Genomic DNA, 15,798 nt, shown 5'->3' on the forward strand with positions numbered 1-15,798 from the left:
CTTTCCTTATTTGACCGCGTTGGCAAGCGCCAGCGCTTCCTGAGAACGTTTCTGCCACAGTCGCCAGCATCCCAGCATCACCGCGCCACAGGCGGACCCGGCCAGGATGCACAGCACCCAAATAAGGGGTTTGTTGACCAGCGGCAGGATTAAGAAGCCACCGTGTGGGGCCGGGACTTCGATATGCAGGCTGTAGCTAAGCACGGCGGAGATTGATGAAGCGATCATCATCATCGGGATCACTCACAGCGGATCTTTCGCGGCAAATGGAATCGCCCCTTCGGTAATATGCGTACAGCCGAGGATGTAGTTCACCATGCCAGCCGCGCGTTCTTCCTCACTGAAGCCTTTAGGGAAAAAGGTGGTTGCCAGCGCGATAACCAGAGGCGGTGTGATGCAGGCGGCAGAGACGCCCGCCATAAAGAAGAAGTTCCCCTGACCGAGCAGCAGCGTTCCGGTGACGTAAGCTGCCTTATTGACCGGGCCACCGAAGTCAAAGGAGCACATCGCGCCGACCACAATTCCCAGCAGAATCGGGTTCGCCTGCAGTAATGAGCTTAACCAACTCATCATGCCGTTATTGATCGCTGCAACGGGTTGACCGAGCAGTACCATCAAGACACCAATGACCAGCACGCCAACCAGCGGCATGATAAAGATGGATTTCAGCCCCTCATACTGACGGGGTAGCCCGTTGAGCAGGTTGCGTATCAGCAACATAAAGTAGCCCGCGGCGAAACCGGCGATGATCCCACCTAGGAATCCGGCACCGGTGGCATTTGCCAGTAAACCGCCGACGAAGCCCGCCACCATCCCAGGACGCCCGGAAATCGACCAGGCGATATAGGCCGTAAACACCGGCACCATAATCGAAAAGGCCTGCTGGCCGACTTTCATCAGCGTAGCGGCAATCACGTTGTACTGTGGTGAATTGGGATCGGCTGAATAGATCCCCCAAAGGAAGGAGAGGGCAATCAGGATACCGCCAGCCACCACGAAGGGCAGCATATTCGATACGCCGCTCATCAGGTGTTTATAAATTTGTCGCCCGAATGACTCCTGCTCATATTTTTCATCCGTCGCTGACGATGATGATATTCCCTGACGGCGTGATGCTTTGCCACTGACGACTTTATTAATTAAATCGATGGGATGATGAATGGCTTCTTTTACCGGCACTTCAATTACCGGGAGACCATTAAAACGCTCGGCATTAACATCTTTATCAGCGGCAATAATGACGCCGTAAATATCGATAAGATCGTCTGGTGTAATAGAATTTTCAACGCCAGAGGCACCGTTAGTTTCGATTTTAATTTCAATATTTAATTTTTTTGCTGCGGTCTTTAAGGCTTCTTCCGCCATAAAAGTATGGGCAATACCTGTAGGGCAGCCGGTCACTGCAATAATTTTTTTCATAATCGGGCCTTTATAATTGGACGATTTGAACCTGTTGTTTTAATTCTTCTGTACGACTGAGTTTTCCAAGACCTGCGGAGCTTGCGACATCCGCACCGATTGCGCTGGCAAGCGCTAACGCGTGAGTAACGTCATCATCATTAAGCCATTTGCTTAAGAATGCGCCGAGTGCAGCATCGCCTGCGCAGGCGGAACTGACCAACTCGATTTTTGGTGCTGAGCAGAACCACAGCGCTGTGCCGCTTGAGAAATAGAGTCCTTTAGCACCCAGCGTCAGCAGCACGTTGCGTGCGCCGAGCTGGTGTAATGTCTGCATGGCTTCACGCACCTGCTGCGTGCTGCCAACGTCGAGGTTAAAGATCTCCTTTAATTCATCGTCGTTGGGTTTGATCAGTAGCGGCTGAAACTCGAGCAGTTGTTGTAGCGACGGATGGCTAATATCCAGAATCACTTCGCAACCCTTTTGCTGACACAGCGCCATTATCTCAGCATAAAAACGGCTTTCAATTCCCGGTGGTAAACTGCCGCTAATGACCAGGTAATCACCGGCACTGACGCAATCTAAATGGTGAATGATCTGCTGTTTACAATCATCATCAATACGAGCACCAGGATTCACCAGCTTATATTCATCCTGACCGTCATTAATAAAAATATTAATGCGTGTCGGTTCTGATACCCACGCTGGTGTGACTTTTATATGCTGCTTTCTAAGCTCTTCTACAATATAGCGACCGGTAAAACCGCCAAATATTCCCAGCACATGGGTGGGCTGCTGAAGATGATTAAGCACGAGGGAAACGTTAACCCCTTTTCCATTAGGGCAGTATTCGGTGTGCTGTGTTCGGTTAACCGCCGAGGGCCGTAGCGGCTGACAGAAAATATTCATATCAATGGCGGTGTTTAACGTCAGGGTATGGATCACGACAAAGCTCCTTGCGCCGGATTTTACAGTTGCCCTTCGCAACCGCAGACATGAATGACTTTGCGGACAACCTCTTTCATCGCTTCTTTCGCAGGCTTCATGTAATAGCGTGGGTCATTAGCGTCGGGTTTATCAATGAAGTACTGCTTGAGTGCGTCAGAGAAAGCAATTTTCAGTTCGGTTGCCACGTTGACTTTGCACACGCCTAGCGAAATGGCCCGGCGGATATCCGCATCTGGCAGGCCGGAAGCGCCGTGCAGTACCAACGGTACATCAACACGGTCGCGGATAGCCGCCAGACGGTCAAAGTCGAGTTTTGGCTCGGCGGCATACATTCCGTGAGCGGTACCGATAGCAACGGCCAGCGAGTCGATGCCAGTACGAGTGACGAATTCACGCGCTTGTTCCGGGTTGGTGTACAGCGCATCTTTGGCATCAACAACCAGGTCATCTTCCACGCCGCCTAGGCGACCCAGCTCAGCTTCTACGCTGGCATCGTAGCGATGGCTAAGCTCAACCACGCTTTTTACCAGCGCAATATTTTCCTCAAATGGCGAGTGGGAACCGTCGATCATGACCGAACGGATCCCGGCCTGTACCTTACGGGTGATATCTGTGAGATCTTCGTGATGATCAAGGTGCAACGCGAGTGGATGATCCCAAAGTTTCGCCAGATCGTGGGCGATCGCCACCACGTTGCCGGTACCTGCATAGCTATAGGTTCCCGGCGTGCCTGCGAGGATCAGCGGGGCGCGAAGTTCAGCCGCAGCTTCTACAACCACCTGCATTGTTTCCAGATTGTGAATGTTAAAAGCGGGAACGGCGTAGCCTTTGCGTTGCGCTTTTAACAACATGTTTTTGCTAGAGATGATGTACATATTCTATCCTATGGTTTCAAAATTAAAGTTATGATTTGTTAAATTGCTTCATTTTGAAAGTAATGTAGCGATCGTTCCGGGAACGCGTTGTGATCGAACGCACATAACAGCGGATTGATTTTAAAAATGAAAGTTATAAGTGATAAGGTATTTTCGTTTTAAAGCGTGCCAGACAAACGAAGAAATTTTATATATCATTGATAAATATGATTTATTTTTATTTAAAGACACGTCACCTTATCTTGACGTTTGACAAGGGATAATGAAAATTTAAAAATGAAAGTTATTCATTAAGATCATAAAAGGCACAACACCGTGGCAAAACCGTCAACCAGCCTGCTGAAAAGACGCTTAGATATTGCGGAGATCGTCCGTAAAAACGGAGAGATAAAAGTCGACGATCTGGCTGAGATGCTTGCCGTTTCTGGAGTCACGATTCGTAATGACCTGAATTATCTGGAGCAACAAGGCTATCTGAAGCGGTCTTTTGGCGGCGCGATTTATACCGCGCAGCAGGGGGCGTCGGCGGCTCAAATCCACGAGCCTGCTGCTGTTGTTGATAAAGCGCTGGAAACTGAAATGGCGCGCCAGGTTGCCGTGCAAATTGATGAAGGTGAGACAGTTTTCTTAGGGCCAGGTGCGATCCTGCGCAAAGTAATCCCTTTTCTTGCCGGTTATGAAGATCTTTGCCTGCTGATGAACGATCTGGCGCATGTGCCGCTCGCGCAGGAGTTTCTTAATGGTGAAAGCGTGCTGCTTGGCGGAATACTAAATGGTGAAGGTAGCGAAGTTGAAGGCGAACTGGCGTTAAACGCTTTTCGCCATTATCGCCCTTCGCGGACGCTCATTACCGTCGATCATATTGCTGAAGACGGCACGCTTAGCGTGAGAAATGAAACGCGTGGGCGTTTACTTCATGAAGCCGTCACCCACAGTGAACGCGTGATTGCAGTCGTTGCGCGGCGGCCCGTTTATGGCGAGAAACGTTATGCCGTCGCCGAGTTACAGCAGCTAAGCGGCATCGTAACGCCGCAGGTCGTGGCGGCCGAGTATCATGCCCGTTTTCTCGCGGCTGGGCTGACTAACAGCTATACCAACAATGAATGCCTGACATGGCTCAACCCTGCGTTGCAAAAAACGAAGTGAAGGAGCGGTGATGAACGTGACCATATGTACCATCGGTGAGCTGTTGGTGGAGTTCCTCGCCAAGGAAGAAAATCAGGGATTCTCACGACCGGGAGAGTTCTGGGGTCCTTATCCCAGCGGTGCCCCGGCGATTTTTGCCGATCAGGTGGCAAAATTAGGTTTCGGATCTGTTCTGTTTAGCTGCGTGGGTAGCGATGCTTTCGGTGAAATGAATATCGCGCGGCTGGAAAAAGGTGGCGTTAACGTCGATGGTATCGCGATGCTGCAAAAGGCGACTACCGGCAGCGCCTTTGTAAGCTATCGCAATCAAGCGCAGCGGGATTTTATTTTTAATATGCCCAATAGTGCCTGCGGTCTGCTGACGGCTGACCACATTGATGAAACGCTGTTAAACCAGTGCAATCACTTTCATATCATGGGCTCATCGCTGTTTTCGTTTCGGATTATCGACGCTATGCGAAAGGCGATTGAGAATGTGAAATCGCGCAATGGCACGGTGTCCTTTGATCCGAATATTCGTAAAGAGATGCTCAATATTCCGGAGATGTCACAGGCCTTTGAGTACATACTGGATTACACAGATATCTTTTTACCGAGCGATGGTGAACTGGATTATTTTGGCCTGAATCGTGGGCGCGATGAGCAGGTGTTGGTCGACAAACTGCTTAAACGTGGCGTGAAACACGTGGTGATTAAACGTGGGCCACGGGGGGCGAGCTATTTTAGCGGCGAAGAGACTCACCATGTTGCGGGCTTTAATGTTCCGGTGGTTGACCCTACCGGTGCGGGCGATTGTTTCGGGGCGACGTTTGTGAGTCTGTTCTTGTCTGGTGTTTTGCCGCCAGAAGCACTGAAGTGGGCTAATGCTAGCGGTTCACTGGCAATTGCGCAGCGTGGGCCGATGGAAGGCACCTCTACGCGTGTGCAAATTGAAGCGTTCCTTGCACGACAATCAGGTTGAGAGGCGTAAAAGCGCTAGCTTTGGAGATAATCCCGGCGTCGCTGCGCTCGGCCGGGGTACAATACGATACATATTGCCGGATGGCGGCTTTGCCTTATCCGGCCTACGCCACGGGTAGCCCGGGCAAGGCGTTACGCCGCCCCCGGGGATTGTAGGTGTATATCAAGTCACCGGCGCCGGGTTAAACACCGCCAGCTGGTTATGCAGCCCCCACTGATCCGAGAAGGTTTTCTTCCTTCCGCTCGCCACATCAAGAATGAACTCGAACAGCTTCAAGCCCACATCTTCAATCGTCTCTTCGCCCGTTGCGATGGTGCCCGCGTTGATATCCATTAAGTCATACCAGCGGTTGGCAAGCTCGGTACGGGTCGCCATTTTAATCACCGGCACCGCCAGCAGGCCGTACGGTGTACCGCGACCGGTGGTGAACACCTGCACGGTGATCCCGGAGGCGACCTGTTGTGTACCGCACACAAAGTCACTGGCCGGTGTGGCTGCGTAAATCAGGCCGCGTTTGGTCGGGCGCTGGCCCGGCGATAACACTTCGACAATGGCGCTCTTGCCGGATTTGGCAATCGATCCCAGCGCTTTTTCGACCACGTTTGCCAGACCGCCTTTTTTGTTGCCAGGGGATGGGTTGGCGCTGCGGTCGGTTTGCCCTAAATCGAGATAGTTATCGTACCAGGCCATCTCTTCGAGCAGACGTTTGCCGACTTTTTCATTGATAGCGCGCGGCGTTAACAGGTGGATGGCGTCACGTACTTCGGTGACTTCTGAGAACATCACGGTGGCACCGCAGCGAACCAACAGGTCGGACGCGTAGCCCACCGCCGGGTTGGCGGTGACGCCGGAGAACGCATCGCTGCCACCGCACTGCATGCCGACTACCAGTTCTGAAGCCGGGCAGGTTTCACGCTGGCGTTGGTTAAGTTTTTCCAGATGACGCTCGGCGACCTGCAGAATATCTTCAACCATCGATTTAAAGCCGACATGTTGCTCGTCCTGCAAACGCACGATGCTGGCGCTATCAACCGGGATGCTCTGCACATCTTCCGTCCCTTCGAGCAGACGTTCCGGCTGTAATTTTTCGCAACCCAGGCCAACGACCATCACTTCACCGCCGAAGTTCGGGTTGAGCGCGAGGTTGTGAATGGTGCGAATTGGCACTACCGCTGCCGGAGCGTTAATGGCCACGCCGCAGCCGTACAGGTGGTTGAGGCCAACCACGCCGTCGACATTCGGGTATTTTGGCAGCAGATCGCGCTCAATAATTTTGACCACGTAATCCACCACGCCTGCGACGCAGTGTACGCTGGTGCTAATCCCCAACAGGTTTTTGGTGCCTACGCTGCCGTCGGCATTGCGGTAGCCTTCAAAGGTATAGCCTTCGAGCACCGGCAAAGGTTCCGGGACTTTGGTTGCCAGCGGCAGGGTATTTAACGGTGGCGCTTTTGGCAGCGTAACCGTGGACTCATCGATCCAGCTACCTTTGACGATATCGCGCACCGCGTAGCCGATGACTTCGCCGTAGCGAATAATGTCACCATTTTGCGGAATATCAACCAATGCCACTTTATGGCCTTGGGGAATATGTTCGATTAATTCCAGGCCGTCAGGAAAACGCGTGCCTGCTTTTAATCCGTTGTCGTTGACAATGATCGCAACATTATCGGTTGCATGTACCTTTATATAAAAGGCCGTTGGTGACTCTTGTCGGATTTCAATGTTCGCCATTGTCCAGCACTCTCCAGCTACGGGGTAAATAGAATAATATATAAGTGCTTCGCTTCTGATTATTTTAAATAGAAACACCTTCAGAATGGAATAAATAATGTCAGGTGTTTGAATATGAAAATGTGATAAAGATCACCTATCATCTCCATGCCCGGCAGGGCAAGGGTATCAATCGTTGAAATTGTGCATTAGCGCCCAGCGTTATGTGCAGATGTTCAACTAAACGAATTTATAAAGTAATTATATTGGATGATTGCACAATGTGCGGCGGTGGGTTCATGATTATACTGAATCTCGATTTCATGGTGTCTTATTTTTTATTAGACAGCCCGTTATCAATTTAAATAATCAGCGAAATACACCTTAATAAAAAACTAATAAAATTAAGGTAGCCTGTACCCGAGGATAATAAAATGATACACGATACTGCTGATGTGACTGAGTCAAAAAAGGGTATGCCTACCCGATATTTAATTTTATTCATTATTTTTATTGTTACGGCCGTTAACTACGCAGACCGCGCAACACTCTCCATTGCCGGCACTTCTGTTGCGAACGAGTTAGGTCTTAGCGCAATCTCAATGGGGTACATTTTCTCTGCATTTGGTTGGGCGTACCTGCTCATGCAGATCCCCGGTGGTTGGTTACTGGATAAATTTGGCTCGAAGAAAGTCTATACCTATAGCCTGTTCTTCTGGTCGCTGTTTACCTTCTTGCAGGGCTTTGTTGGCTTCTTCCCACTGGCGTGGGCTGGTGTCTCAATGTTCTTCATGCGCTTTATGTTGGGCTTCTCTGAAGCGCCATCCTTCCCGGCAAACGCCCGTATTGTGGCGGCCTGGTTCCCAACCAAAGAGCGCGGTACAGCCTCCGCTATCTTTAACTCCGCGCAGTATTTCTCTTTAGCGCTGTTCTCTCCATTGCTCGGCTGGTTGACCTTTGCCTGGGGCTGGGAGCATGTCTTTACCGTGATGGGGGTGATTGGCTTCCTGTTGACCGGTATGTGGGTGAAGTTCGTGCATAACCCAACCGATCATCCGCGGATGACCAAAGAAGAGCTGAAGTTTATTGCGGATAACGGTGCCGTGGTCGATATGGACCATAAAAAGCCGGGTAGTGATGCGGCCAAAGGTCCGAAACTGGATTACATCAAACAGTTGCTTAGCAGCCGTATGATGTTAGGTATTTTCTTCGGCCAGTACTTCCTGAACACCATCACCTGGTTCTTCCTCACCTGGTTCCCGATTTATCTGGTGCAGGATAAAGGCATGTCGATTCTGAAAGTGGGGATGGTTGCCTCCATTCCAGCGCTGTGCGGTTTTGCCGGTGGCGTGTTGGGCGGGTTGTTCTCTGACTCCTTGATTCGCCGCGGTTGTACGCTGACCTTTGCGCGTAAGCTGCCTATCGTATTGGGCATGTTGCTGGCCTCAACGATTATTCTGTGTAACTACACCGATAACACGGCCTTAGTGGTGGCGCTGATGGCGCTGGCGTTCTTCGGTAAAGGCTTTGGTGCACTGGGCTGGCCGGTTATCTCCGACGTGGCACCGAAAGAAATTGTTGGGTTGTGCGGCGGGCTGTTTAACGTCTTCGGTAACGTGGCCTCTATCGTTACCCCGCTGGTGATTGGCTATATCGTCAGCGAGTTGCACTCCTTTAATGGCGCACTGATTTTTGTAGGCTGTTCCGCGCTGATGATGATGGTGTGCTACCTGTTCGTGGTAGGCGACATCAAACGTCTGGAATTGCGGAAGTAAGTCACGACTAACTTAAGGTACAGAAAATGGATAACGCGATTTTCCCTAACAAATTCAAAGCAGCGCTGGCTGCAAAACAGATTCAGATTGGTTGCTGGTCAGCACTGTCCAGCCCGATCAGCACCGAAGTGTTAGGCCTGGCTGGGTTCGATTGGTTGGTTCTGGACAGTGAGCATGCGCCGAACGATGTGACGACGCTAATCCCACAGTTGATGGCCTTAAAAGGCAGCTCCAGCGCCCCTGTGGTTCGTATCCCGACTAACGAGCCGGTGATTATCAAACGCATGCTGGATATCGGTTTCTACAACTTCCTGATTCCGTTCGTGGAAACTGAAGAAGAGGCAGCACAAGCGGTCTCCTCCACCCGTTATCCACCGGAAGGGATTCGCGGCGTCTCCGTTTCTCACCGCGGCAACATGTTTGGCACCGTGCCGGATTATTTCGCACAGTCGAATAAGAACATCACCATCCTGGTACAAATTGAAAGCCAACTGGGTGTTGATAACGTTGACGCCATTGCCGCCACCGACGGCGTGGATGGCATCTTCGTTGGCCCAAGCGATCTGGCGGCAGCATTAGGCCACCTGGGCAATGCGTCACACCCGGAAGTGCAAAAAGCGATTCAACATATTTTTGCCCGTGCCAAAGCGCACGGTAAACCAAGCGGCATCCTGGCACCGGTTGAAGCCGATGCGCGCCGTTACCTGGAATGGGGCGCCACCTTTGTGGCCGTGGGCAGCGATCTGGGCGTGTTCCGCGCCGGAACCCAGAAGTTAGCCGACGCATTTAAAAAATAACCCCTACCGAATTAATGCAAAATTGAGGAAATGACGATGAAAGTTGGCTTTATTGGTCTGGGCATCATGGGTAAACCAATGAGTAAAAACCTGCTGAAAGCGGGTTACTCGCTGGTGGTTTCTGACCGTAATCCTGAAACGGTTGCTGAACTGATTGCAGCGGGCGCTGAATCGGCGACTACGGCAAAAGCCATTGCCGAGCAGTGCGATGTGATTGTCACCATGCTGCCAAACTCTCCGCATGTTAAAGACGTTGCGCTGGGTGAAAACGGCATTATTGAAGGGGCAAAACCGGGCACCGTACTGATTGATATGAGCTCTATCGCACCGCTGGCAAGCCGTGAAATTAGCGAGGCGCTGAAGGCGAAAGGCGTCGAGATGCTCGACGCGCCGGTCAGCGGCGGCGAACCAAAAGCTATCGACGGTACCCTGTCGGTGATGGTCGGCGGCGAGAAGGCGATTTTTGATAAGTACTATGACCTGATGAAAGCGATGGCGGGCTCCGTGGTTCATACCGGTGATATCGGTGCGGGTAACGTGACCAAGCTGGCAAACCAGGTCATTGTGGCGCTGAACATTGCTGCTATGTCTGAAGCGCTGACTCTGGCGACCAAAGCGGGCGTTAACCCGGATCTGGTGTTCCAGGCAATCCGCGGTGGTCTGGCTGGTAGCACCGTACTGGAGGCGAAAGCGCCGATGGTGATGGACCGTAACTTCAAGCCGGGCTTCCGTATCGATCTGCACATTAAAGATCTAGCGAACGCGCTGGATACTTCCCACGGCGTCGGCGCACAGCTGCCGCTGACGGCGGCGGTGATGGAGATGATGCAGGCGCTGCGTGCCGACGGTCTGGGAACCGCCGATCATAGCGCGATTGCGTGCTACTACGAGAAGCTGGCAAAAGTGGAAGTTTCTCGCTAAGGACGTGGTGCCCGGTGGCGGTACGCTTACCGGGCCTACACAGTAGGCCACGCCATCCGGCGTCGTGCGCGAATAGGCTCAGATATGAAAATCGTAATCGCCCCAGACTCTTATAAAGAAAGCCTTTCTGCCACCGAGGTAGCACAGGCAATAGAAAAAGGATTTCGGGAAATCTTTCCGGAAGCACAGTTTGTCTCTGTGCCGGTCGCCGACGGTGGAGAAGGCACGGTTGAGGCGATGATCGCGGCGACTCAGGGTCGGGCAGTGACGTCGACCGTCACCGGCCCACTTGGCGACACCGTCGAGGCGCAGTGGGGTATTTCAGGCGACGGCAGTACGGCATTTATTGAAATGGCGGCCGCCAGTGGTTTGGCGCTAGTCCCTCCTGAGTTACGTAACCCTTTGATTACCACCTCTTACGGCACTGGGGAGCTTATCCTCCAGGCGCTGGAAAGCGGGGTGAAAAAAATCATCATCGGTATCGGCGGTAGCGCCACTAACGACGGCGGTGCCGGGATGGTGCAGGCGTTAGGTGCGAAGCTTGGCGATGCCAACGGCGCTGATATTGGCTTTGGCGGCGGTAGCCTGATGAGCCTTAATTATATTGATATCAGCGGTCTTGATGCTCGCCTACAGAATTGCAGTATTCGGGTTGCTTGTGATGTCACTAACCCGTTAACCGGGGAATTTGGTGCATCCTGTATTTTTGGGCCGCAGAAAGGAGCCTCCGAGGCGATGATCGGCGAGCTTGACCGAAATCTTGCCCACTACGCCGAGGTGATTAAACAATCGCTGCGGGTCGATGTGAAGGATGTTCCAGGCTCTGGTGCAGCAGGCGGTATGGGGGCGGCGCTGATGGCGTTTCTCGGCGCGGAGCTGCTCAGCGGTATTGAGATTGTCACGCAGGCACTCAATCTGGAAGAGCACATTCACGACTGTACGCTGGTGGTGACGGGTGAAGGGCGTCTTGATAGCCAAAGTATTCACGGAAAAGTGCCGGTTGGCGTGGCTAGCGTGGCGAAGAAATACCACAAGCCGGTTATCGGTATTGCCGGCAGTTTGACCCGCGATGTCGGGATTGTGCATCAGTACGGCATTGATTCGGTATTTAGCGTGCTAAACCGCATTGGCTCGTTGGAAGAAGCATTCCGCGATGCTGCGGACAATATTTATCTCACTTCACGTAACGTTGCGGCGACTATTCGCGTGGGGATGCAGACGCAAGGGTGACATTGGTACGCAAACCCTCTATACTTCGCGCCGAAGCTGACCAGACAGTCGCCGCTTCGTCGTCGTCCTCTTCGGGGGAGACGGGCGGAGGGGAGGAAAGTCCGGGCTCCATAGGGCGAGGTGCCAGGTAACGCCTGGGGGGTGTAACAGCCCACGACTAGTGCAACAGAGAGCAAACCGCCGATGGCCCACGCAAGTGGGATCAGGTAAGGGTGAAAGGGTGCGGTAAGAGCGCACCGCGCGGCTGGTAACAGTCCGTGGCACGGTAAACTCCACCCGGAGCAAGGCCAAATAGGGGTTCATAAGGTACGGCCCGTACTGAACCCGGGTAGGCTGCTTGAGCCAGTGAGCGATTGCTGGCCTAGATGAATGACTGTCCAACGACAGAACCCGGCTTATCGGTCAGTTTCACCTCTTAAAAAACCCCGCCTCGGCGGGGTTTTTGCTTTCTGGGGGGAGTGCAGCCAGCGTAGGGGCATCTTGATGGATGAGGTGTATATTATGCTGAATGTTTACCATATCCTTACAAACAATAGAGTTATTGACTAAACCTGTTTAAAGCTGTGATAAACATCATTTTTCACCCTCTTTGAAATTCACATTTTATTAACATTAACTTATGCGCTATCTCACAAAATGGTTACTTCAAATGTTGATGCATAAAAGGGTTAAATAAATAAAGTCATTATAAAACAATGTGTTAAGTTTTGTCTGTGTCAGTTAAAAACAATCCATTCCTCTCTTTTTTCGCTAAAAGAGAAATAACAGGGTCGATATTCCGCTGATAGGGGAAATATCTTCTCTTTTCGGCTTTTCCTTGCGCAATAACCGGCAATCTTTTTCTCCTTAACCCGCGCTATTATTTACTCATTCTGAAAAAGGCAGTGAATAAAACTGCAATATTCAGTCTTTCTGGAATATCAAACCGCATTAGAACAATAAACCCTACACACCAAGAGTGAGACTTTGTCATGGAAACAATCTCAGTGGCACCCGTGCACACTTCGCCCGCTGCGGCGCGAGCGGGCATGTCGGAAAGTGAGTGGCAGACGGCAATAAAGTTCGACAGTACCGACGTTGGCTGGATCATTATGAGTATCGGGATGGCGATAGGCGCCGGGATCGTGTTCTTGCCTGTTCAGGTTGGGTTGATGGGCCTGTGGGTCTTCCTGCTCTCTTCGATTGTAGGCTATCCGGCGATGTATCTTTTCCAGCGTCTGTTTATTAACACCCTCGCTGAATCGCCAGAGTGTAAAGACTACCCAAGCGTTATCAGCGGCTACCTCGGTAAAAACTGGGGGATTTTATTAGGCGCGCTCTACTTCATTATGTTGGTTATCTGGATGTTTGTTTATTCCACCGCCATCACCAATGACAGCGCTTCTTATCTGCATACCTTCGGCGTGACCGAAGGGCTGTTATCCGAAAATCCGTTCTATGGCCTGGTGCTGATCTGCGTGCTGGTTGCTATCTCATCGCGCGGCGAAAAGCTGCTGTTTAAAGTCTCAAGCTTTATGGTGCTGACCAAGCTGCTGGTGGTTGCGGCATTAGGGGCGTCGATGGTGGGAATGTGGCATCTGTATAACGCCGGGACGCTGCCACCGATGGGGCTGCTGATTAAAAATGCCATTATCACACTGCCGTTTACGCTGACCTCTATCCTGTTTATTCAAACCCTCAGCCCGATGGTTATCTCCTATCGCTCAAAGGAAAAATCACGCGAAGTTGCCCGCCATAAAGCGCTACGCGCCATGAATATCGCCTTCGGCATTCTGTTTGTGGTGGTCTTTTTCTATGCCGTCTCGTTCACGTTAGCGATGGGTCATGATGAAGCGGTTAAAGCCTATGAGCAGAACATCTCGGCGCTGGCGATTGCTGCACAGTTTATCAACGGTAGCGCCGGGGCTTGGGTCACCGTAGTCAGCGTTATCCTCAATATCTTTGCCGTAATGACCGCCTTCTTTGGCGTGTACCTGGGCTTTCGTGAAGCCACGCAGGGGATTGTGATTAACCTGCTGCGCCGCAAAATGCCGGAAGAGAAAATTAATCAGAAGCTGGTACAGCGCGGGATCATGTTATTCGCCATCCTGCTGGCCTGGAGCGCGATTGTGCTCAATGCGCCAGTGCTGAGCTTCACTTCAATCTGTAGCCCTATCTTTGGGATGGTGGGCTGTCTTATCCCGGCCTGGCTGGTCTACAAAGTCCCTGCGCTGCATAAATATAAAGGCACCTCGTTGGTGATTATTGTCATCACCGGTTTACTGCTGTGCGTCTCTCCGTTCCTGGCATTTTCCTGATTAATTGGTGGCAAAAATGGTTGAAGTCAAAATGAACCCTCTATGGGATGCGCTGATTAAGGCGGTAAAGCAGAACGTTAAACCGGCGCTGGGCTGTACTGAACCGGTATCGCTGGCCCTGGCAAGCGCAATCGCCGCCTCGCACCTCGCGGGTCGTGTGAGCCATATTGATGCCAAAGTCTCACCCAATCTGATGAAGAACGGGATGGGCGTGACCGTACCGGGTACCGGGATGGTTGGGCTGCCAATTGCCGCTGCGATTGGTGCGTTAGGCGGCGATCCGCAGGCTGGCCTGGAGGTGCTGAAAAGTGCTTCGGTGGAGGCGATTGCGGCAGGAAAAGTCCTGCTGGCAAGCGGTAAGGTATCGGTCGCTATTGAAGATCCGTGCGACGAAGTGCTCTATGCCAGCGCGACTGTCTATACGGCAGACGAATCCGCGACTGTCACCATCGCGGGGGGCCATACGCGGGTTATTCGTATCGTTAAAAATGGCGTCACGTTGCTGGATGCCAGTCGCTGTAGCGGTGAAGAAGAAGAGCAGGCGGTTTCGCTGACGGATGTGACGCTGACGCAGGTGGTGGAGTTCGCTGAGCAGGCCCCGTTTGAAAAAATCAGCTTTATTTTGGATGCGGCCTTGCTCAATAACGCGTTATCTCACGAGGGGCTACGGGCGCAGTATGGCCTGCATATTGGCGTGACGTTACAGCGTCAGCGTGAGCGCGGCCTGTTGGCGAAAGATCTGCTGAGCGACATCATGATCCGTACCTCGGCGGCGTCAGATGCGCGCATGGGAGGGGCGTGCTTACCTGCGATGAGCAACTCAGGCTCGGGTAATCAGGGGATTGCGGCCACCATGCCGGTGGTGGTGGTCGCTGAGCATCTAGGGTGTTCGCAGGAGAAAATGGCGCGAGGGCTGATACTGTCACACATGACGGCTATCTATATCCACCATCAGCTGCCTATGCTGTCGGCATTGTGTGCCGCAACGACAGCGTCAATGGGCGCGGCGGCCGGTATTTGTTGGCTCATTGATGGCAGCTATCGCAGCATCTCAATGGCGATTAGCAGCATGATTGGAGATGTAAGCGGGATTATTTGTGATGGTGCCTCCAATAGCTGTGCGATGAAAGTGTCTACCAGCGTCTCGTCGGCGTGGAAAGCGGTGCTGATGGCGCTGGATGAAACCGCAGTAACGGGCAATGAGGGCATTGTCGCGAACGATGTGGAGCAATCGATCAGTAACCTCTGTTCGCTGGCCTGCCATTCTATGCAGCAAACGGATAAACAGGTGATTGAAATCATGGCCAGCAAGCTGGCATAACCCATTGCCCCGGCGCTGAGCCGGGGTCATTTTTACCGCTGAAATTTCCTTCTCACTTCATTACGCACATCTATTTTCCCATCGCCCAAAACCATCATTTCGTAGAAATGCGACACTACGCACAAAACGCTGTTTATGATATTTTCGGCGGTTTTTATGGTGGCCATTGTCTTTTGATTTGGTTTTTTTGTTCGTGAATTGTCAGGTATGCAGTATTTCTGTGTGCGTCGATGTGTGAGTTTTTTGTTAAATGAAATGATGTATAGATGCTGTCTTTTATCACTTTGCTGGCCGGATAATGTGATGCTAAGCGAATAAATAGGCCAATAAAACATTTTTTATTGTTTTATTTTATAAATTAAAAATAATATTAACTTATCTGAAAGCCTATAAAATAGACGTTTTGCGGTTGATT

The 15,798-nt window shown here is 51.7% G+C and carries 11 protein-coding genes, 1 other RNA gene and 1 pseudogene; 9 read left to right on the top strand and 4 right to left on the bottom strand.

What is annotated here, in order from left to right; genetic code table 11:
• Positions 1-6 precede the first annotated feature (6 nt).
• The 3 genes and pseudogenes from U0026_RS03140 to U0026_RS03150 form a co-directional block, all read right to left on the bottom strand.
• Positions 7-1,419, bottom strand: a pseudogene (locus U0026_RS03140) (PTS fructose transporter subunit IIC).
• A 10-nt stretch (positions 1,420-1,429) separates the two neighbouring features.
• Positions 1,430-2,344 carry a 1-phosphofructokinase gene (pfkB, locus tag U0026_RS03145; protein WP_062774252.1) on the bottom strand — a complete coding sequence of 305 codons (915 nt, stop codon included), beginning with the start codon at positions 2,342-2,344 and terminating at the stop codon, positions 1,430-1,432.
• Positions 2,345-2,367: 23 nt separating this feature from the next.
• Positions 2,368-3,222 (bottom strand): tagatose bisphosphate family class II aldolase, encoded by an 855-nt coding sequence (locus U0026_RS03150; protein ID WP_062774254.1) that lies wholly within the window; start codon positions 3,220-3,222, stop codon positions 2,368-2,370.
• A gap of 315 nt (positions 3,223-3,537) precedes the next feature.
• Here U0026_RS03150 and U0026_RS03155 point away from each other — a divergent pair, with 315 nt between their 5' ends.
• Entirely contained in the window at positions 3,538-4,368 is an 831-nt protein-coding gene (locus tag U0026_RS03155) for a DeoR/GlpR family DNA-binding transcription regulator (protein WP_062774255.1), read from the top strand.
• A 10-nt stretch (positions 4,369-4,378) separates the two neighbouring features.
• Positions 4,379-5,329: a sugar kinase gene (locus U0026_RS03160; RefSeq protein WP_062774256.1), complete on the top strand. Its 951-nt coding sequence runs from the start codon at positions 4,379-4,381 to the stop codon at positions 5,327-5,329.
• 162 nt (positions 5,330-5,491) lie between these two features.
• Here U0026_RS03160 and garD read toward each other — a convergent pair whose 3' ends face one another.
• Positions 5,492-7,063 carry a galactarate dehydratase gene (gene garD, locus U0026_RS03165; protein WP_062774258.1) on the bottom strand — a complete coding sequence of 524 codons (1,572 nt, stop codon included), beginning with the start codon at positions 7,061-7,063 and terminating at the stop codon, positions 5,492-5,494.
• Between the two features lie 413 nt (positions 7,064-7,476).
• Here garD and U0026_RS03170 point away from each other — a divergent pair, with 413 nt between their 5' ends.
• The 7 genes from U0026_RS03170 (at position 7,477) to U0026_RS03200 (ending at position 15,383) form a co-directional block, all read left to right on the top strand.
• Positions 7,477-8,817 (top strand): MFS transporter, encoded by a 1,341-nt coding sequence (locus U0026_RS03170; RefSeq protein WP_062774259.1) that lies wholly within the window; start codon positions 7,477-7,479, stop codon positions 8,815-8,817.
• 26 nt (positions 8,818-8,843) lie between these two features.
• Positions 8,844-9,614, top strand: a complete 771-nt coding sequence (gene garL / locus U0026_RS03175; protein WP_062774261.1) for a 2-dehydro-3-deoxyglucarate aldolase — start codon at positions 8,844-8,846, stop codon at positions 9,612-9,614.
• 30 nt (positions 9,615-9,644) lie between these two features.
• Positions 9,645-10,535, top strand: coding sequence for a 2-hydroxy-3-oxopropionate reductase (garR, locus tag U0026_RS03180; protein ID WP_062774262.1), 891 nt, complete (start codon positions 9,645-9,647; stop codon positions 10,533-10,535).
• 84 nt (positions 10,536-10,619) lie between these two features.
• Complete coding sequence (gene garK, locus U0026_RS03185; RefSeq protein ID WP_062774264.1) at positions 10,620-11,765, top strand: glycerate 2-kinase; 1,146 nt, start codon at positions 10,620-10,622, stop codon at positions 11,763-11,765.
• A gap of 32 nt (positions 11,766-11,797) precedes the next feature.
• Positions 11,798-12,179, top strand: an RNA gene (gene rnpB, locus U0026_RS03190) — RNase P RNA component class A.
• Between the two features lie 557 nt (positions 12,180-12,736).
• Positions 12,737-14,062 carry an SLC5/6 family protein gene (locus U0026_RS03195; protein ID WP_062774265.1) on the top strand — a complete coding sequence of 442 codons (1,326 nt, stop codon included), beginning with the start codon at positions 12,737-12,739 and terminating at the stop codon, positions 14,060-14,062.
• A 16-nt stretch (positions 14,063-14,078) separates the two neighbouring features.
• Entirely contained in the window at positions 14,079-15,383 is a 1,305-nt protein-coding gene (locus U0026_RS03200; protein WP_062774266.1) for an L-cysteine desulfidase family protein, read from the top strand.
• Positions 15,384-15,798: the final 415 nt, after the last annotated feature.

This window comes from Kluyvera intermedia (assembly GCF_034424175.1).
Lineage (GTDB): Bacteria > Pseudomonadota > Gammaproteobacteria > Enterobacterales > Enterobacteriaceae > Kluyvera > Kluyvera intermedia.

Bases quoted from the DNA above. Each gene is read 5' to 3' on its own strand.
- U0026_RS03150 (WP_062774254.1), bottom strand. From the start codon at position 3,222: ATGTACATCATCTCTAGCAAAAACATGTTGTTAAAAGCGCAACGCAAA.
- U0026_RS03160 (WP_062774256.1), top strand. From the start codon at position 4,379: ATGAACGTGACCATATGTACCATCGGTGAGCTGTTGGTGGAGTTCCTC.
- garD (WP_062774258.1), bottom strand. From the start codon at position 7,063: ATGGCGAACATTGAAATCCGACAAGAGTCACCAACGGCCTTTTATATA.
- U0026_RS03170 (WP_062774259.1), top strand. From the start codon at position 7,477: ATGATACACGATACTGCTGATGTGACTGAGTCAAAAAAGGGTATGCCT.
- garL (WP_062774261.1), top strand. From the start codon at position 8,844: ATGGATAACGCGATTTTCCCTAACAAATTCAAAGCAGCGCTGGCTGCA.
- garR (WP_062774262.1), top strand. From the start codon at position 9,645: ATGACGATGAAAGTTGGCTTTATTGGTCTGGGCATCATGGGTAAACCA.
- garK (WP_062774264.1), top strand. From the start codon at position 10,620: ATGAAAATCGTAATCGCCCCAGACTCTTATAAAGAAAGCCTTTCTGCC.
- U0026_RS03195 (WP_062774265.1), top strand. From the start codon at position 12,737: ATGGAAACAATCTCAGTGGCACCCGTGCACACTTCGCCCGCTGCGGCG.
- U0026_RS03200 (WP_062774266.1), top strand. From the start codon at position 14,079: ATGGTTGAAGTCAAAATGAACCCTCTATGGGATGCGCTGATTAAGGCG.